Here is a 17,208-nt window from a genome sequence, read left to right on the forward strand (position 1 = left end):
ACCGGCAGGATGGGGCGGGTGATCGACACACCGGCGGGCGAGGCCCGCGTGACGTGGCATGACGGCGGGCGGAAGGCGCGGGCGGTCCTCGCACGGGGGCACGGCGCCGGGGGCGGCATCGAGGCCCGCGACCTGGTCGCGCTGGCGGCCGCGCTGCCCGCCCTGGGCGTGACCGTGGCGCTGGTCGAGCAGCCGTGGCGGGTGGCCGGCAAAAAGGTGGCGCCCGCGCCGAAGACCCTGGACGTGGCCTGGCGGGCGCTGTGGCCCGTCCTGGCGGAGCCGGGCCTGCCGGTGATCGCGGGCGGCCGCAGCGCCGGGGCCCGGGTCGCCTGCCGCACGGCCGTGGAGCTGGGGGCGGCCGCCGTGCTGGCGCTGTCGTTCCCGCTGCATCCGCCGGGCCGGCCGGAGAAGTCCCGGGCCGCCGAACTGCTGGGCGCCGATGTCCCGACGCTGGTGGTGCAGGGCGGCCGGGATCCGTTCGGGCCGCCGGAGGAGTTCCCCGCCGGGACGGAGATCGTCGCGGTGCCGAACGCCGACCATGGCTTCGCCGTCCCGAAGAAGGCCGACCTCTCCCAGGAGGACGCACTCAGCGTGATTACGGACGGTGTCGGTGACTGGCTGTCCGGACTCGGACACACCGCCGTTCGCGCACGGGCGCGGGAACGGCGGGAATGACGACCGTGATCCGTGCGTTGTCCGGATCACCGGTACGAAAACGCAGAGTGAGGAAGCAGCCGCATGGTTTCAGCCGCATGCCAGCCACGCGCGAACGCCAAGGCGAAGGCGCCCTACCTGGACTGGGCTCAGTGGCCTGCGACAGGCGGCAGGACCGGCGCGCCCGGCACGCCGATCTCCAGCGGGATATCCTCCGAACCGAGCGGGTCCGGTTTTGGGCCCGTGACCGTTCTGGAGGAGGTGGTTCCGGTCACCGGCACCGACGACAGCACAGCGGGTGCTGCGGGCACGGCCGGCGAGGAAGCACAGGAGAGCTCCGCGGAGCGCAATGAGCGCTTCGAGCGGGACGCCCTCACCTTCCTCGACCAGATGTACTCGGCCGCGCTGCGGATGACCCGCAACCCCGCGGACGCCGAGGACCTGGTGCAGGAGACGTACGCGAAGGCGTACGCGTCCTTCCACCAGTTCCGTGAGGGAACGAACCTCAAGGCGTGGCTCTACCGCATTCTCACCAACAGCTTCATCAACTCCTACCGCAAGAAGCAGCGCGAGCCGCTGCGCAGCGGCTCGGAGGAGATCGAGGACTGGCAGCTCGCACGCGCCGAGTCGCACATGTCGACCGGCCTGCGGTCGGCCGAGTCCCAGGCGCTCGACCACCTGCCCGACTCCGATGTGAAGTCGGCGCTGCAGGCGATCCCCGAGGAATTCCGTATCGCCGTCTATCTCGCGGATGTCGAGGGCTTTGCGTACAAGGAGATCGCGGACATCATGGGGACACCCATCGGCACGGTGATGTCCCGACTGCACCGCGGGCGGCGCCAGCTGCGCTCGATGCTCGAGGACTACGCCCGTGAGCGCGGGCTCGTCCCGGCCGGCGCGGGAGACGAGAAGGGCTCAGGGACATGAGCTGCGGCAACGCACATGAGACGGACTGCTCCGAGGTGCTCGACCACCTCTACGAGTACCTCGACGAGGAGATGTCCGACGACGCCTGCGCCAAGTTCAGGGAGCACTTCGACGAGTGCCACCCGTGCTTGGAGAAGTACGGCCTCGAAGCGGCGGTGAAGAAGCTCGTCAAGCGCTGCTGCGGCCATGACGACGTTCCCACCGACCTCCGGTCGAAGGTCATGATGCGGATCGAGCTGATCCGTTCCGGCGAGATCTCACCGGTGCCGGAACAGGCACCCGAGATCATCGCCGGGAGCGGAGCCGAAGCTCACCCGTAGGGGTGACTGACGACAGGCCCATTCCGCCCAAACCGCATATCGGTCTCCCGCCCGACGGGCGCGGCCCTATCCTCCGAGGATTCAACGGGGGTTGAGCCGCGCCCGTCGCAGGCACTGGGAGGCAAGGTGCTGGATTCGAGGATCCGGGCGGACGGCCTGCGGTCGGCGATCAGGGCGGACGGCCTGCGGTCGAGGATCCGGGTGAGTCTGCGGACCCTGCCGCCGGCGGCCCGCGGCTACATCGCGGTGGTCCTGCTCGCCGCCTGCTCATGCGCCGCCCCCGCGTTCGACGGCCGGACGCCCTGGTTGACGGTCGCCGTCCTCGCCGTCCTGTACGCGGTCTGCGAGATCGGCCTTCCGTCCGCGGGACGCGGGACCCTGGCGGCCGCGGGCCGGAACCCCGGACGTGACGCACCCGCCGGGATCGGCTCGTTCTACCCCGTGCTGCTCGCCGCGGCGCTGATGCTGCCGCCGTCCGCCGCCGCGCTCGTCGCCCTGCCGGGATCGCTGGCCGGCCGGGTCGGGCAGAGCCCGCGCTGGCTGCGGCGCTGCTGGCGCGCCGGCCAGCTCGGCGTCGCCACCTTCGCCGCCGGCCACGCACAGCGGCTGCTGGGCGGCGAACGCGCCCTGAACGGGCTGGACTTCCCGTATCTGCTGCTCCCGGCCGCGGCCGCCGCGCTCACCTTCTGCGTGGTGGCCACCACCCTCGTCGGCGGAGTGCTCGTCACCGCCGAGCGCTGCCCGCCGCGCGCCGCCTGGGGCACCCCGCTGCTGGGCTCGATCGCACCGCACCTGACCTACGGGATGGTCGGGCTGATGATGGCGGCGCTGTGGCGCGGCTCGTACGGGGCCTTCGCCGCCGTTCTGGTGCTGCTCCCCATGTACATCGCCTGCTGGGTCTTCGCCCAGGTCCACCGCGAGCACACCGCGCACCGGGCGACCGTCCGGGCCCTCGTCCAGGCCGTCGAGATCAAGGACCGCTACACGCGCGGCCACAGCGAACGCGTCGGCCGCGCCTCGGTGTTCATCGCCCGCGAGATCGGCATGGCCGAGGACCGGGTCGACGCGCTGCGCTTCGCCGGGATCCTGCACGACATCGGCAAGATCGGCGTCCCGACCCGGCTGCTGCGCAAGGACGGGCCGCTCACCCCCGAGGAGCGCCGGGTGATCGAACTGCACCCGGAGTACGGCCACGAGGTGGTGCGCGGCATCGCGTTCCTCGGCGAGGCCCGCGCCGCGATCCTGCACCACCACGAACGGATCGACGGCAGCGGCTACCCCTTCGGGCTGACCGGCGACCAGATCCCCGAGTTCGCCCGCGTCGTCGCCGTCGCCGACGCCTTCGACGCCATGACCTCCACCCGCAGCTACCGCCGGGCCAGGGGCGTCGGCGAGGCGCTGGCCGAACTCCGCCGCTGCGCCGGGACCCAGTTCGACCCCGCCATGGTCACCGGCCTCATCAGCGCCCTCGACCGGCACGTCTGGACCCCCACCGCGACGGCCGACGTACCCGACCTGCCCACGCCGGGCGCCGCCGGGCCCGCCCTCCCGCTGCCGCGCTCCGCCGGCGCCAGCGCCACGGCCGCCGCACCGGACCACCGGCCATGACGTCCCCCCGTGACGATCCCGCGGCCGGGCCACCCCGATGGCCCCCCGGCCGCCGGCCCCGGCACGGACGGCACGGCCGGGGCGCGTCCCGCGCCGGGGCCCGGCCGCGGACGCCGCTCGTCGTGGGGGCGGCCTACGCGGCGACCGCGCTGCTCACCGTCGTGGCGATCGGCTGGACGGCGTGGGCCGGTGTCGCCGAGCCCGCGACGGCCACCGCCTTCGGAGCGCTGATCGCGGTGGGGGAGGCCGCCCGGATCCCGCTGCCCGGCGACCGCGAGGCGGCGCCGCTGGCCACCGCGGGGGCGCTGGCGTACGCGCTGCTCGGCGAGGCGGACGGCGCCCCGACCTCGCACGGGGTCCTCCAGGTCGTCGCGGTGGTCGTGGTGGCCGCCGCACTCGGCCGGCTGGCCAACGCGCTGCCCGGCCCCCGCACCACCCGTGCGGTCCCCGGCACCCAGGACACCGCGGACGCACGCTCCCTGGACAACGCCGCCCGCCGCGTCCTCGCCGTGGCCTTCGCCGCCACCTGTTTCCAGCCGCTCTACAACTCCGGCCTGCTGCGGCGCTTCTTCGACCCGGGCCCGCTCTACGCGCTGTTCCTGTTCGCGCTGCTCGCGCTCACCGCCCTGTGCGACGCCGTGCTGGCCGCGACGCTCGCCGCCGCCAGGACCGGCCACCCCTTCGCGCCGGTGCTGCGCGACGAGCTGCGGGCCCTGCCCACCATCGGCTCCGCCGTCTGCGCCGGCGGTGTCGTGATGGCCCTGGCGGTGGGCGTCGCCGGGCTCTGGGCGCTGCCCGTCTTCAGCCTCCCGCTGCTGCTCACCCAGGTCTCGTTCCGCCGCCATGCCGCGATCCGGGCCACCTACCGGCAGACGATCGCCTCCCTCGCCCGCGCCACCGAGGTCGCCGGCTACACGCCCACGGGCCACGCCCGCCGGGTCACCGCCCTCAGCCGGGAGGTCGGCCGGGAACTGGGGATGGCGCAGCGCGAGCTGCTGCTCCTGGAGTACGCCGCCCTCATGCACGACATCGGCCAGCTCTCCCTCGTCGACCCCGTCCCCGGCGGTGCCACCGAGCCGCTGGAGCCCGAGGAGCGGCGCCGTATCGCGCTGCTGGGCGGTGTCGTGGTCCGCCAGACCGGCGTTCCGGCCGAGGTCGCGGTGATCGTCGAGCGCCAGGCCGACCCCTACCGCGAACAGCCCCTTGCCGGCCGGATCGTCCGCGCCGTCAACGCGTACGAGGACCTGACCGGCGGGACGGCGGCCCTGGACCGCCGTCTGGCGGCCGTGGAGCGGCTGCGGCTGTCCACCGCCCGGGACTACGATCCGGGCGTCGTGGAGGCGCTGACCCGGGTTCTCGCCCGTGGCGGGACGGCCCGGGCCGCCGGCGGGGAACCGGACGGTAATGAGCGGCGCCCGCGACCGGCATGGTTGGATGCGGCTGGGGATGGCAAGGAGGAGTGGTGAGGACCGGAATCCGGGCTGAGACTCCGGCCGATATGTGGAAGGTTGTCACTGAGCGGGGGAACAACCTGCGGGGGGACGGGAGCGTCGTCATGCTGGAGACCGTGGAGCAGGAAATCCCGGTACTCACCGAGATGCCGGGAATCGTCACCGGGCTGAAGGTGTCCGAGGGGGACGTGGTGCGGAAAGGCGACGTCCCGGCCGTGATCGGCTGAGCAGGCAGGCGGGAATCGTGAGGATCTTCGGCAGAGTGCGGCACCGGCCCTCCCCTACGTGGCGGCAGGCCACCGACCGCGCCTTCTCGCTCATCGGCGACGGGCGCTACGAGGACGCGGGCGCGCTGCTGACGCGCGCCGCCGATATGGAACCGTGGCTCTCCGAGTCCTGGTACAACCTCGCGCTGCTGCACAAGTTCCGCCACGACTGGGAGCAGGCCCGCACCGCGGGGCTGCGCGCCGTGGCCCTGCTGGACCGCGACTCCGGCGCCCCGGACTGGTGGAACCTCGGCATCGCCGCCACCGCCCTGCAGGACTGGCCGCTGGCCCGCCGCTCCTGGCAGGCGTACGGGCTGCGGCTGCCGTCCGGCTCCGCCGAGAGTGCCTCCGAGGAAGCGGTCCGGCTGGCGCTGGGCAGCGCCGCGGTGCGGCTGTCGCCGGAGGGCGAGGCCGAGGTCGTCTGGGGCCGCCGGCTGGATCCGGCCAGGATCGAGGTGCTGAGCATCCCGCTGCCGTCCTCGGGCCGCCGCTGGGGCGAGGTCGTGCTGCACGACGGCGTCCCGCACGGCGAGCGCGCCACCGCGGAGGGCTCCGCGAAGTCCGTGTACCCGGTCTTCGACGAGATCGAGCTGTGGGCGCCCTCACCGGTGCCCACCTGGCTGGTCCTGCTGGAGGCCGCCACCGCGGCCGACCGGGACGCCCTGGAGCGGCTGGCCGCAGACGCCGGCTTCGCCGCCGAGGACTGGTCGTCCTCCGTGCGGCTGCTCTGCCGCACCTGCTCGGAGAGCCGGATGCCCACCGACGACGGCTCCGCGACCTCCCGCGACCCCCATGACCACGGTGAACCCGGCCACCCCGGCCACCTCAGCCACCACAGCGCGGGCTCCCTCTGGGTCCCCGAACGCGAGTGCGGGATAGCGGCGCCCGCCGCCCTCGTACGAGGCCTTCTCGACAGCTGGATCGCGGACAGTCCTGACACCCGGGACTGGCGTGATCTGGAGGAGGTCTGCTGACCTTGCGCGGCCCCGTACGCTTGACGGGTCTATGACGGTATTGGGAAGGCGTACGGCGGAACATGTCGCAGCAGGAAACCGAGAAGCAGCAGGACCGGCACGCGCACGAGCACGATGAAGCGTCGGAGTTCTTCGACGACATCACGGACGCCGAGGCGCGCGAGCTGGCGTACCGCGAGCGCGGGACGGCCCGCCCGATCACCGTCGTGGGCAATCCGGTGCTCCACAAGGAGTGCCGCGACGTCACGGAGTTCGACGACGCGCTCGCCGCCCTCGTGGACGACATGTTCGCGAGCCAGAAGGCCGCCGAGGGTGTCGGCCTCGCCGCCAACCAGATCGGCGTCGACCTCAAGGTCTTCGTCTACGACTGCCCGGACGACGACGGCGTGCGCCACACCGGCGCCGTCTGCAACCCGGTCCTGGACGAGATCCCCGCCGACCGGCGCGTGCTCGACGACTCCAACGAGGGCTGCCTCTCGGTGCCCGGCGCCTACATGGAACTGGCCCGCCCGGACTACGCGATCGTCCGCGGCCAGGACCTCAAGGGCAACCCCATCGCCCTGGAGGGCACCGGCTACTTCGCCCGCTGCCTCCAGCACGAGACCGACCACCTGTACGGCTACCTGTACATCGATCGGCTCTCCAAGCGCGACCGCAAGGACGTCCTGCGCCAAATGGAAGAAGCCACCCCCAAGTTCGCCACGGTCCCCAACGACTGACCGTTCGCCGGCAGCACCACGCGTAAGGGCCCCGCTCCAGGAATGCGTCCTGGAGCGGGGCCCTTACGCGTTGCCGGCGTGGTGACCGGAAGTCGTGGTGACTAGAAGTCGTCGTCGAAGCCGACCGTGCCCTCGACCGCCACCTGGTAGGCGGAGGCGCGGCGTTCGAAGAAGTTGGTCAGTTCCTGGACGCCCTGGAGCTCCATGAAGGAGAAGGGGTTCTCCGAGCCGTAGACCGGCTTGATGCCGAGCCGGGCGAGGCGCTGGTCGGCGACGCACTGGAGGTACTCGCGCATCGACTCGGTGTTCATGCCGGGCAGGCCGTCACCGCAGAGGTCGCGGCCGAACTGGAGTTCCGCCTCGACGGCCTCGCGGATCATGTCGGTGATCTGCTGGTCGAGTTCCGCGTCGAAGAGGTCCGGCTCCTCCTCGCGGACGGTGTCGACGAACGCGAACGCCGCGTCCATGTGACCGGTCTCGTCGCGGAAGACCCAGTTGGTGCCGGTCGCCAGTCCGTGCAGCAGGCCCCGCGAGCGGAACCAGTAGACGTAGGCGAAGGCGCCGTAGAAGAACAGCCCCTCGATGCAGGCCGCGAAGCAGATCAGGTTGAGCAGGAAGCGGCGCCGGTCGGACTTGGACTCCAGCCGGTCGATCTTCTCGACGGAGTCCATCCACTTGAAGCAGAACTGCGCCTTCTCGCGGATCGACGGGATGCTCTCGACCGCGTCGAAGGCGGCGGCCCGGTCGTCCGGGTCGGGGAGGTACGTGTCGAGCAGCGTCAGATAGAACTGGACGTGCACGGCCTCCTCGAAGAGCTGGCGGGACAGGTAGAGCCGGGCCTCGGGCGAGTTGATGTGCTTGTAGAGCGTGAGCACGAGGTTGTTGGAGACGATCGAGTCACCGGTCGCGAAGAACGCGACGAGGCGGCCGATCATGTGCTGCTCGCCGGGGGAGAGCTTGGCGAGGTCGGCGACGTCGGAGTGGAGGTCGACCTCCTCGACGGACCAGGTGTTCTTGATCGCGTTGTGGTAGCGCTCGTAGAACTCCGGGTAGCGCATCGGACGCAGGGTCAGCTCGAAGCCCGGGTCCAGGAGGTGCTTCTCGTGCGTCGTCGTGTTGGGTGTGCTGGGCATTACTGGCAGGCCTCGCAGGACTCGGGGTTTTCCAGGGAGCAGGCGACGGCGTCGTCGTCGGTCGTCTGCTGGACGGGGATGGGCGCGGGCACGGCGGCCGCCGGCGCTGCCGCGGCGGCGCGGGCGATCCTGGTGGCCGGCCGGGACCGCAGGTAGTACGTGGTCTTCAGACCCTGCTTCCAGGCGTACGCGTACATCGAGCTGAGCTTGCCGATGGTCGGCGAGGCCATGAAGAGGTTCAGCGACTGGCTCTGGTCGAGGTACGGGGTGCGCGCCGCGGCCATGTCGATCAGGGCGCGCTGCGGCAGCTCCCAGGCGGTGCGGTACAGGGCGCGCACCTCGGCCGGGATCCAGGTGAAGCCCTCGACGGAGCCGTTGGACTCGCGCAGCGCCTCGCGGGACTGGGCGTCCCAGACGCCGAGCTCCTTGAGCTCGTTCACCAGGTAGGAGTTGACCTGGAGGAACTCACCCGACAGCGTCTCGCGCTTGAAGAGGTTGGAGACCTGCGGCTCGATGCACTCGTAGACACCGGCGATCGAGGCGATCGTCGCGGTCGGCGCGATGGCCAGCAGTAGGGAGTTGCGCATGCCGGTCTTCGCGATCCGGGCGCGCAGCGCGTTCCAGCGCTCCGGCCAGAGCGACTCGGCGGTGTCGTAGTGGTCGGGGTGCAGCACGCCCTGGGCGGTACGGGTCTGCTCCCAGCCGGGGTGCGGGCCGTGCCGCTCGGCGAGGGTGGCGGACGCCTCGTACGCGGCGAGCATGATCCGCTCGGAGATGCGGGTGGACAGCGTCCGCGCTTCGGCGGAGTCGAACGGCAGCCGCAGCTGGAAGAAGACGTCCTGCAGGCCCATCAGGCCCAGGCCCACCGGCCGCCAGCGGGAGTTCGACGCGCCGGCCTGGTCGGTCGGGTAGAAGTTGATGTCCACCACGCGGTCGAGGAAGGTGACGGCGGTGCGGACCGTCGCGTCGAGCTTCTGCCAGTCCATCTCGCCGTCGGTGCCGAGGTGGGCGGAGAGGTTGACCGAGCCGAGGTTGCAGACGGCGGTCTCGCCGTCGTCGGAGACCTCCAGGATCTCGGTGCACAGGTTCGAGGAGTGGACGACGTTGCCGGGCAGCGCCGTCTGGTTGGCGGTGCGGTTGGCGGAGTCCTTGAAGTTCAGCCAGCCGTTGCCGGTCTGCGCGAGGGTGCGCATCATCCGGGCGTAGAGCTGGCGGGCCGGGATGGTCTTGATGGCCAGACCGGCGGACTCGGCCTTGTGGTAGGCGGCGTCGAAGTCGCCGCCCCACAGGTCGACGAGCTCGGGTACGTCGGCGGGGGAGAACAGCGACCAGTCGGTGTCGGAGTCCACCCGGCGCATGAACTCGTCGGGGATCCAGTGCGCGAGGTTGAGGTTGTGCGTACGCCTGGCCTCCTCGCCGGTGTTGTCGCGCAGCTCCAGGAACTCCTCGATGTCGGCGTGCCACGTCTCCAGGTAGACGGCGGCGGCGCCCTTGCGCCGGCCGCCCTGGTTGACGGCGGCGACGGACGCGTCGAGGGTGCGCAGGAACGGGACGATGCCGTTGGAGTGCCCGTTGGTGCCGCGGATCAGCGAGCCGCGGGAGCGGATCCGGCTGAACGGGATGCCGATGCCGCCGGCGTGCTTCGAGAGCCGGGCGACCTGGTGGTAGCGGTCGTAGATCGAGTCCAGCTCGTCGAGCGGGGAGTCCAGCAGGTAGCACGACGACATCTGCGGGTGCCGGGTGCCGGAGTTGAAGAGCGTGGGGGAGCTGGGGAGGTAGGAGAGCGTGCTGGTCAGCGCGTAGAGCTCGCCGACCTCGACGAGGGCGCGCACCGAGTGGTCCTCGGCCAGGCCGCAGGCGACGCGCAGCAGGAAGTGCTGCGGGGTCTCGATGACCTGGCGGGTGATCGGGTGCCGCAGCAGATAGCGGCTGTGCAGGGTGCGCAGGCCGAAGTACTCGAGGCGGTCGTCGGCGGTGTCGTCGATCATCGCGTCCAGGCGGGCGGCGTGCAGCAGGACGAACTCGGCGGTGGCGTCGGCGATCAGGCCTTCGCGGTGCCCGACGGCGATGGAGGCGGAGAAGGAGACGGCGCCCTGCCCCGCCGCCTCGTCGGCGACCGCGCGGGCCAGCAGCCGGGCCGCGAGCCGGCTGTACTGCGGGTCCTCGGAGATCAGTCCGGCGGCGGCCTCGGTGGCCAGCGCCCGCAGTTCGGCCTCGTCCGATCCGGCGTTGCGGCCGCGGAGGGCGGCAGCGGCGACCCGGCCGGGGTCGGTGTCGGGGAGGTCGACGGTCAGTTCCGTCAGGGTGTGCAGCAGGATGGTTCCTGCTGAGGCGGGGGCTGCGGGCGCGATGGTCACGTTGGTGCTCTCTCCCTCGAACGCGGCGACGGCGTCGCGAGGGGGGAGGAGCAGGCGCGTTCGGGCACACCGCATCAGGGCAGGGGTGTGCCATATCGCGTCCGCCGGCCCAACCCGCGAGGCCCGGACAACACTGCACCCGGAAGGCAGGACCGGGTGCGCCGTCGGCAGGTGGCCGGACTGTGCGGGCGTGCGCAGGCACGACCGCTCACCGTTGCGGGGCAGTGCCGGATTCTCACCGGCTTCCCCTGCGTGGACAGCGGTCCTGAGCATACATCTAGTGGCGCCTCGCAGCGGTAACCCCAGATGTTGTGTCTGGTGTGTTGCGCCGTGGACGGTATGCGTTACAACGGGAGGGCGTACGTGAACAGGTGGACGCCCGGAACGGGCGACCAGTCGCGGTCCGGCGTGCGCCGGAATCCGAGCCGTTCGTAGATCCGGTGGGCGCCGGTCATCGACTGCTGGGTGGACATCACCAGTTGCCGGACGCCGAGGGCGCGGGCCCGTTCCACACACGCCAGGACGAGTGCCTCGCCGGTGCCGCGGCCGCGCGCGGACGGGTCGACGGCGAGCATCCGGAACTCCGCCTCGCCGTCCCGGGCTATGTCGCCCCAGGGGCTGCCGGGAGGGGCGAACGTCACGCAGCCGAGCAGCGTGTCGTCCGCCGCGTCGACGGCGACGAGCACCTCCGCGGACACCGCGCGGGCGCGGGCGTCGCGCAGCTTCGGGGCGTACTGGCCGTCCGGCTGGGTGTGGCCGTCGGCGATGAAGGCGTCGGCGGTGATGCGGCCTGCCGCATCGAGCTCGTCCGCTCGCGCGGGGCGGATGATGATGTCCATCCCCGCAGTCTGCCGCATGGCCGGCGCCGGCCCGCGGGGAGTACGGGGGAGTCCATCGGGTGCCTTCAGACGACCGGGCTGAAGGCGCCGCGGGTCGCCTCCGCCGGCACTCGGCTGGGGGAGGACTGCTCCTCGCGACGCCGCTCCGCGGCCCTCGCGGCCCGGATCTGGCGGGAGATGCGGAGCTCGATGCCGAAGCCGATCAGGGCGGGCAGGGCGATGAGGAGGATCAGGGCGCCGGCGGCCAGGAGGCCGAGGAATGTGTTCATGCATCTATTTTCGCGGGGGGTGCTCCGCCATGGCAGTGGCAGGACTGACGCACTACCGCTAATTACTGCCAAGTGCGATGCTGGTCCCATGCTGGAAAACGTCGCAGTGGTGCTGATGGACGGCGGACACGCCTTCGAACTGGGCGTCGTCTGCGAAGTCTTCGGCATCGACCGCAGTGAGCAGGGGCTGCCCGTCTACGACTTCGCCGTCGTCGGCATCGGGAAGCAGCCCGTCCAGTTGCACAACGGCATGGACGTCTCGACGCCGTACGGGATCGACCGGCTGGAGGAGGCGGACCTCATCGCCGTCCCGGCCGGGTGCGACTACCCCGAGCGGGCGGAGTACCCGCCGGAGCTGCTGCGCGCGCTGCGCGGAGCCGTGGAGCGGGGCGGCCGGGTGCTCAGCGTGTGCTCGGGGGCGTTCGTGCTGGGCGCGGCCGGGCTGCTGGACGGCCGGAGCTGCACCACGCACTGGCGGCACACGGACGCGCTGGCGCGCCGCTTCCCGCTCGCCCGGATCGAGCCGGACGTGCTGTACGTGGACGACGACCCGGTGATCACGTCCGCCGGTACGGCCGCGGGCATCGACGCCTGTCTGCACCTGGTCCGCAAGGAGCAGGGCGGCGCGGTGGCCTCCGGCATCGCCCGGCGCATGGTGGTGCCGCCGCACCGGGAGGGCGGGCAGGCGCAGTACGTGGACCGGCCGCTGCCGCGCGGCCGGTGCGACACCGTGGGCGCGGTGCTCAGCTGGATGGAGCGCCATCTGGACCGTGAGGTGACCGTCGAGGAACTGGCCGCCCGCGCCCATATGTCGCCGCGCACCTTCGCCCGCCGCTTCCACCAGGAGACCGGCACCACCCCGTACCGCTGGCTGCTGGGCCAGCGGGTGCTGCTGGCGCGCGAGTTGCTGGAGGGGACGGACGAGACGATGGACGCGATCGCCGCCCGCGCGGGCTTCGGCAGCTCGGCGACCCTGCGCCATCACTTCGCCCAGTGGGTGGGCACCACCCCGCAGGCCTACCGCCGGACGTTCAGGGACCCGGTGCCCGCGCGGAGCGCGTGACACCGGGTCCCGGGGAGCCGCGGAGGAACCGGCGGCTCAGGAGAGATCAGTTGAGAACCGCCGGCTCAGGATCCAGCGGCAGCTCTTTCTTGACGCCCGGCTCACCGGAGTCGGCCGTGTAGTCGGAGGGCGAGGTCTCGTCGACGCCCTCAGGCGCCTTGAGCGCCTTGAGGACGAAGGTCAGCACGACCGCCACCACTATGTTGATCACGAAGGCCGTGAGGCCGATGTAGCCCTTCTCGCCGATGTACGGGATCAGGTCCGCGTTCCCGGCGAAGTGGTTCTGCGCCGGGGTGTGCTGCTCGTACGCCTTCCAGGTGCCGTAGAACATGCCCGCGGCCCAGCCGGCCAGCAGCGCCCAGCGGTGGAACCACCGGGTGAACAGACCGCCGACGATGGCCGGGACGGTCTGCAGGATCCAGATGCCGCCCAGCAGCTGGAAGTTGATCGCGACGGTCTTGTCCATGGTGAGGACGAAGATCAGCGCGCCGACCTTCACCAGCAGCGACACCAGCTTGGAGACCTTGGTCTCCTGCGCGGGGGTGGCGTCGGGCTTGATGAAGTCCTTGTAGATGTTGCGGGTGAACAGGTTCGCCGCGGCGATCGACATGATGGCCGCGGGCACCAGCGCGCCGATGCCGATCGCGGCGAACGCCACCCCCGCGAACCAGTCGGGGAACATGTCCTCGAACAGCTGCGGGATCGCCGTCTGCGGGTTGTACCCCTTCACCCCGACACCGACGCCGGCCGCCAGCGCCATGAAGCCGAGCATCGCCAGCAGGCCCAGCATCAGCGAGTACAGCGGCAGGATGGTGGTGTTGCGGCGGATGACGTTGCGGCTCTTGCCGGACAGCACCGCGGTCACCGAGTGCGGGTACAGGAACAGCGCCATGGCCGAACCGAGCGCCAGGGTCGCGTACGCCCACTGCGCCTGTGGCCCGGAGACCAGCGAGCCCCTGGGCTTCCCCGTCGCCGGGTTGACGGTGGCGTAGGCCTTGCCCGCCTTGTCGAAGATGCTGTCGAAGCCGCCCAGCTTGTACGGGATGTAGATGATCGCCACCGCGATGACGATGTAGATCAGCGCGTCCTTGACGAACGCGATCATCGCGGGCGCGCGCAGCCCCGAGGAGTACGTGTACGCCGCGAGCACCCCGAACGCGATCAGCAGCGGCAGGTCCTTCATGAACCAGCTGGAGTTCTCGCCGCCGCCGACGCCCATCACGTCCAGGACCGCCTGGATCCCGACGAGTTGCAGCGCGATGTACGGCATCGTGGCGAGGATGCCGGTGACGGCCATCGCCAGCGACAGGCCCTTGGAGCCGAAGCGGCCGCGGATGAAGTCCGAGGACGTGACGTAGCCGTGCTTGTGGGAGATCGACCAGAGCCGCGGCAGGAAGAGGAAGACCAGCGGGTACGTGATGATCGTGTACGGCACCGCGAAGAAGCCGGCCGCGCCCGCCGCGTAGATCGCCGCCGGGACGGCGACGAAGGTGTACGCCGTGTAGAGGTCGCCGCCGAGCAGGAACCAGGTGATCCAGGTGCCGAAGCTCCGGCCGCCCAGACCCCATTCGTCCAGGCTCAGCGCGTTGTCGGCGCGCCGCCAGCGGGCCGCCAGGAAGCCCAGGACGGTGACCGCCACGAAGAAGAAGATGAAGACGCCGAGCGCCACACCGTTGACACCACCGGTCATGACGCGGCCCCCTTGCGTGCGCGTTCCTCACGGCGGACCAGGAGGTAGGCGATCGTGGTCAGTCCGGCCGAGATGAACACCCAGGCCATCTGGTACCAGTAGAAGAACGGGATGCCGATGAACTCCGGCGTCAGCCGCGAGTAGGAGCTGACCCACAGCATCGCGACCAACGGGATGACCAGGCATACACCGGCCACCACACGCGAAGGTGTGACGACCGGTGTGCGGTTGGGCGTAGGTGAGGTTTCCGGTGGTGCTGACATCTTCTCGGCTCCGTCCCCTAGAGCGAATCTCCTGCGTAATGCGCAGGAAATCTAGGGCAGCACTCCGCCACACGTCACTAGCGGTCCGCATATCGGTACGGACTCGATCCCGGACGAGAGGGGAATCGGGTGGATCGGAGCCGGTTCGGCCGGAATTCGGCCGCGGTCGGTCGGTGGTCAGTCGGTGGGGCGGCTCAGCCTGGCGACGAACTTGTACCGGTCGCCGCGGTAGACGGAACGCACCCATTCGACCGGTTCACCCGTGGTGTCGATGGAGTGCCGGGACAGCATCAGCATCGGCAGGCCGACGTCCGTGCCGAGCAGGCCGGCCTCGCGGGGAGTGGCCAGCGAGGTCTCGATGGTCTCCTCGGCCTCGGCCAGCCGTACGTCGTAGACCTCCGCCAGCGCCGTGTACAGGGAGGTGTACTTGGCGAGGCTGCGGCGCAGCGCGGGAAAGCGCTTCGCCGACAGATGGGTGATCTCGATGGCCATCGGCTCGCTGTTGGCGAGCCGCAGCCGCTCGATGCGCAGCACCCGGCCGCCGGTCTTCATGTCGAGGAGGCCGGCGAGCCGGTCGTCCGCGGTGATGTAGCCGATGTCCAGGAGCTGTGACGTGGGCTCCAGGCCCTGGGCGCGCATGTCCTCCGTGTACGAGGTGAGTTGCAGTGCCTGGGAGACCTTCGGCTTGGCGACGAAGGTGCCCTTGCCCTGGATGCGTTCGAGGCGCCCCTCGACCACCAGTTCCTGCAGGGCCTGCCGCACGGTGGTGCGGGAGGTGTCGAATTCCGCCGCGAGCGTGCGCTCCGGCGGGACCGGTGTGCCGGGCGGCATCGTCTGCGTGATGTCCAGCAGATGTCGCTTGAGGCGGTAGTACTTGGGCACACGCGCGGTGCGCCCGGCGGCGCCCGCCGTCTCCGGCACGTCCGATGCCGGCGTGCCGCCGCCCCCGTCGCTGTCCATGACGTCTACTCCCGACTGCTGTCGTGCTGCCGTCACCGGCTCCTCCGTCTATCGCGGCTCACATGGTGGCACGGGCTGCTGTGGTCCAGGGAGGCGATGGCAGGTGACGTCCCCCTCAGGTGTCGGTCCGATAACAGACCTAACAGCGCTTCTTATACACCCTTGACACCCCTAAAGGTCTAGGCCAAGCTGCGCTCACTGGTCTAAACCATTAAAGACCAATCCCAGACCCACAAGCAGGACGCGGCATTTGCCGTGTCTCGCGGCAGCCGACTTTTCGGGCGGTGGGGGGTGGTTTCGGGCATCCTGAGGAGGGTGGCATGAAGCGCAAGCTCATCGCGGCAATCGGTGTCGCGACCATGATCGCGGGCGTCGCAGCGTGTGGCAGCGACAAGAAGGACGACACGGCCGCGAAGCCGGCGGACCGCAAGGACACCGTGACCGTCTGGCTCATGAGTGACGCCCAGAGCACCTGGCCGGAGCTGGTCAAGAGCGTCAATGACGAGTTCAAGGCGAAGTACCCGAACGTCACCGTGAAGGTGCAGTACCAGCAGTGGAGCGACAAGGTCCAGAAGCTGGACGCCGCGCTCTCCGGCTCCAGCGCTCCGGATGTCGTCGAGCTCGGCAACACCGAGACCATGACCTACATCCTCAACGGTGCCCTCGCCGAGGTCGACAAGACCAAGTTCGAGAATTCGGCCACCTGGATCAAGGGCCTCGAGGACACCTGCTCGTACCAGGGCAAGCTCTACTGCGTGCCGTACTACGCCGGTGCCCGTGTGGCGATCTACAACGCCGATGTCTTCAAGGCCGCGACCGGCTCCGCCGACATGCCGAAGACCGAGACCGACCTGACCGCCGCGCTGGACAAGATCGCGGCCGCGAAGGGCGCCGACAAGGCGTACTCGCCGCTCTACCTGCCGGGCGAGTACTGGTACGCGGCCATGTCCTACGTCAAGGCGTACGGCGGCCAGATCGCCAAGTACGACGGCGGCAAGTGGACCGGCACCCTGTCCTCCCCGGAGGCCCAGGAAGGTCTGAAGCACTTCATCGAGCTGGTCAACAAGTACAACCACGGTGACAAGACCAAGGACGAGGCGGACCACGCCGCGGTCATGGCCCAGGAGAAGACCGCGCTGATCTACGGCAACGGCTGGGAGTCCGGCAGCGTCGTCGACACCAAGGCGCCCGGCAACCCGAAGCTGAAGGACGCCATCAAGACGGCCGGTATGCCCGGCCCGAACGGCAAGGCGCTGCCGTCCTTCATCGGTGGCTCGGACCTCGCCGTCGTCGGCAAGTCCAAGGTCCAGGACCTCGCCAAGGAGTGGATCGCCAGCTTCACCAGCGAGAAGTCCGAGGCCGTGCTGGCCGGCAAGAAGATCCTCCCGAACAACACCAAGCAGCTCGAGCCGCTGAAGTCGGACCCGGCCACCGCGCCGATCGCCAACGCGGTGCCGGACGCCTGGTTCACCCCGATCGCTCCGGGCTGGGCCACGATCGAGAAGCAGAACATCCTCAAGAACATGCTGCTCGACATCATCAAGGGCAAGTCCATCGCCGACGCCACCAAGGCGGCCGACGACAAGATCAACTCGCTGATCAACAACGCCTCCTGATCCCAGGCTCCGCCCGTGGGGGGCGGGGAAACAGGCGCAGGCCGTGTCTGACAAATGGCGCCGTCCGCCCGGAGGGCGGGGCCCGGGGCGTCTGGTGCG

The 17,208-nt window shown here is 70.6% G+C and carries 17 protein-coding genes and 1 riboswitch; of the genes, 10 read left to right on the plus strand and 7 right to left on the minus strand.

Annotated elements, in window-relative coordinates:
* Positions 1-9: 9 nt before the first annotated feature.
* The 8 genes from LNW72_RS26395 to def all read left to right on the plus strand — a co-directional run bounded on the left by LNW72_RS26395 (position 10) and on the right by def (position 6,919).
* A complete protein-coding gene (locus tag LNW72_RS26395) occupies positions 10-675 on the plus strand; it encodes an alpha/beta family hydrolase (RefSeq protein WP_374117330.1) in 666 nt (221 codons plus the stop codon).
* Positions 676-915: 240 nt separating this feature from the next.
* Positions 916-1,581, plus strand: coding sequence for a sigma-70 family RNA polymerase sigma factor (locus tag LNW72_RS26400; protein WP_374117423.1), 666 nt, complete (start codon positions 916-918; stop codon positions 1,579-1,581).
* Positions 1,578-1,901, plus strand: a complete 324-nt coding sequence (gene rsrA / locus LNW72_RS26405) for a mycothiol system anti-sigma-R factor (protein ID WP_250977630.1) — start codon at positions 1,578-1,580, stop codon at positions 1,899-1,901. The genes LNW72_RS26400 and rsrA overlap by 4 nt, the downstream gene beginning before the upstream one ends.
* 207 nt (positions 1,902-2,108) lie before the next feature.
* Positions 2,109-3,509, plus strand: a complete 1,401-nt coding sequence (locus LNW72_RS26410) for an HD-GYP domain-containing protein (protein ID WP_374117424.1) — start codon at positions 2,109-2,111, stop codon at positions 3,507-3,509.
* A complete protein-coding gene (locus tag LNW72_RS26415; protein ID WP_250977631.1) occupies positions 3,506-4,975 on the plus strand; it encodes an HD domain-containing protein in 1,470 nt (489 codons plus the stop codon). Before LNW72_RS26410 ends, LNW72_RS26415 begins: the two co-directional genes overlap by 4 nt.
* 89 nt (positions 4,976-5,064) lie before the next feature.
* On the plus strand, positions 5,065-5,187 hold the full coding sequence (locus LNW72_RS41280; RefSeq protein ID WP_269284347.1) for a biotin/lipoyl-binding protein: 123 nt from the start codon (positions 5,065-5,067) through the stop codon (positions 5,185-5,187).
* A gap of 17 nt (positions 5,188-5,204) precedes the next feature.
* Complete coding sequence (locus LNW72_RS26420) at positions 5,205-6,200, plus strand: hypothetical protein (protein ID WP_138350925.1); 996 nt, start codon at positions 5,205-5,207, stop codon at positions 6,198-6,200.
* 62 nt (positions 6,201-6,262) lie between these two features.
* On the plus strand, positions 6,263-6,919 hold the full coding sequence (def, locus tag LNW72_RS26425) for a peptide deformylase (protein ID WP_250977632.1): 657 nt from the start codon (positions 6,263-6,265) through the stop codon (positions 6,917-6,919).
* 101 nt (positions 6,920-7,020) lie between these two features.
* On the opposite strand, the gene LNW72_RS26430 is transcribed toward def, so the two are convergent.
* The 4 genes from LNW72_RS26430 to LNW72_RS26445 form a co-directional block, all read right to left on the minus strand.
* Positions 7,021-8,052 carry a ribonucleotide-diphosphate reductase subunit beta gene (locus tag LNW72_RS26430; protein WP_250977633.1) on the minus strand — a complete coding sequence of 344 codons (1,032 nt, stop codon included), beginning with the start codon at positions 8,050-8,052 and terminating at the stop codon, positions 7,021-7,023.
* Positions 8,052-10,409: a ribonucleoside-diphosphate reductase subunit alpha gene (locus LNW72_RS26435; protein ID WP_250977634.1), complete on the minus strand. Its 2,358-nt coding sequence runs from the start codon at positions 10,407-10,409 to the stop codon at positions 8,052-8,054. The genes LNW72_RS26430 and LNW72_RS26435 overlap by 1 nt, the downstream gene beginning before the upstream one ends.
* 148 nt (positions 10,410-10,557) lie before the next feature.
* A riboswitch (cobalamin riboswitch) is annotated at positions 10,558-10,689 on the minus strand.
* 64 nt (positions 10,690-10,753) lie between these two features.
* Positions 10,754-11,248, minus strand: coding sequence for a GNAT family N-acetyltransferase (locus LNW72_RS26440; protein WP_250977635.1), 495 nt, complete (start codon positions 11,246-11,248; stop codon positions 10,754-10,756).
* Between the two features lie 65 nt (positions 11,249-11,313).
* Positions 11,314-11,517 (minus strand): hypothetical protein, encoded by a 204-nt coding sequence (locus LNW72_RS26445; RefSeq protein ID WP_250977636.1) that lies wholly within the window; start codon positions 11,515-11,517, stop codon positions 11,314-11,316.
* Positions 11,518-11,605: 88 nt separating this feature from the next.
* Between LNW72_RS26445 and LNW72_RS26450 the strand changes: the two genes are divergently transcribed.
* Positions 11,606-12,580 carry a helix-turn-helix domain-containing protein gene (locus LNW72_RS26450; protein WP_250977637.1) on the plus strand — a complete coding sequence of 325 codons (975 nt, stop codon included), beginning with the start codon at positions 11,606-11,608 and terminating at the stop codon, positions 12,578-12,580.
* Between the two features lie 46 nt (positions 12,581-12,626).
* On the opposite strand, the gene mctP is transcribed toward LNW72_RS26450, so the two are convergent.
* From mctP to LNW72_RS26465, 3 genes are all read right to left on the minus strand, one after another.
* Positions 12,627-14,270, minus strand: a complete 1,644-nt coding sequence (gene mctP / locus LNW72_RS26455; RefSeq protein ID WP_250977638.1) for a monocarboxylate uptake permease MctP — start codon at positions 14,268-14,270, stop codon at positions 12,627-12,629.
* The gene (locus tag LNW72_RS26460; RefSeq protein ID WP_250977639.1) at positions 14,267-14,533 is read right to left on the minus strand and encodes a DUF3311 domain-containing protein; all 267 of its coding nucleotides are present in this window, start codon (positions 14,531-14,533) and stop codon (positions 14,267-14,269) included. Before LNW72_RS26460 ends, mctP begins: the two co-directional genes overlap by 4 nt.
* 177 nt (positions 14,534-14,710) lie before the next feature.
* The gene (locus tag LNW72_RS26465; protein ID WP_138351076.1) at positions 14,711-15,493 is read right to left on the minus strand and encodes a GntR family transcriptional regulator; all 783 of its coding nucleotides are present in this window, start codon (positions 15,491-15,493) and stop codon (positions 14,711-14,713) included.
* A 320-nt stretch (positions 15,494-15,813) separates the two neighbouring features.
* Here LNW72_RS26465 and LNW72_RS26470 point away from each other — a divergent pair, with 320 nt between their 5' ends.
* Entirely contained in the window at positions 15,814-17,109 is a 1,296-nt protein-coding gene (locus LNW72_RS26470; protein ID WP_250977640.1) for an extracellular solute-binding protein, read from the plus strand.
* Positions 17,110-17,208: the final 99 nt, after the last annotated feature.

It is taken from the genome of Streptomyces sp. RKAG293, assembly GCF_023701745.1.
GTDB lineage: Bacteria > Actinomycetota > Actinomycetes > Streptomycetales > Streptomycetaceae > Actinacidiphila.

Coding starts and splice junctions, on each gene's coding strand:
- LNW72_RS26395 (WP_374117330.1), top strand. CDS start 10: ATGGGGCGGGTGATCGACACACCGGCGGGCGAGGCCCGCGTGACGTGG.
- rsrA (WP_250977630.1), top strand. CDS start 1,578: ATGAGCTGCGGCAACGCACATGAGACGGACTGCTCCGAGGTGCTCGAC.
- LNW72_RS26415 (WP_250977631.1), top strand. CDS start 3,506: ATGACGTCCCCCCGTGACGATCCCGCGGCCGGGCCACCCCGATGGCCC.
- LNW72_RS41280 (WP_269284347.1), top strand. CDS start 5,065: ATGCTGGAGACCGTGGAGCAGGAAATCCCGGTACTCACCGAGATGCCG.
- def (WP_250977632.1), top strand. CDS start 6,263: ATGTCGCAGCAGGAAACCGAGAAGCAGCAGGACCGGCACGCGCACGAG.
- LNW72_RS26430 (WP_250977633.1), bottom strand. CDS start 8,052: ATGCCCAGCACACCCAACACGACGACGCACGAGAAGCACCTCCTGGAC.
- LNW72_RS26440 (WP_250977635.1), bottom strand. CDS start 11,248: ATGGACATCATCATCCGCCCCGCGCGAGCGGACGAGCTCGATGCGGCA.
- LNW72_RS26445 (WP_250977636.1), bottom strand. CDS start 11,517: ATGAACACATTCCTCGGCCTCCTGGCCGCCGGCGCCCTGATCCTCCTC.
- LNW72_RS26450 (WP_250977637.1), top strand. CDS start 11,606: ATGCTGGAAAACGTCGCAGTGGTGCTGATGGACGGCGGACACGCCTTC.
- mctP (WP_250977638.1), bottom strand. CDS start 14,270: ATGACCGGTGGTGTCAACGGTGTGGCGCTCGGCGTCTTCATCTTCTTC.
- LNW72_RS26460 (WP_250977639.1), bottom strand. CDS start 14,533: ATGTCAGCACCACCGGAAACCTCACCTACGCCCAACCGCACACCGGTC.
- LNW72_RS26465 (WP_138351076.1), bottom strand. CDS start 15,493: ATGGACAGCGACGGGGGCGGCGGCACGCCGGCATCGGACGTGCCGGAG.
- LNW72_RS26470 (WP_250977640.1), top strand. CDS start 15,814: ATGAAGCGCAAGCTCATCGCGGCAATCGGTGTCGCGACCATGATCGCG.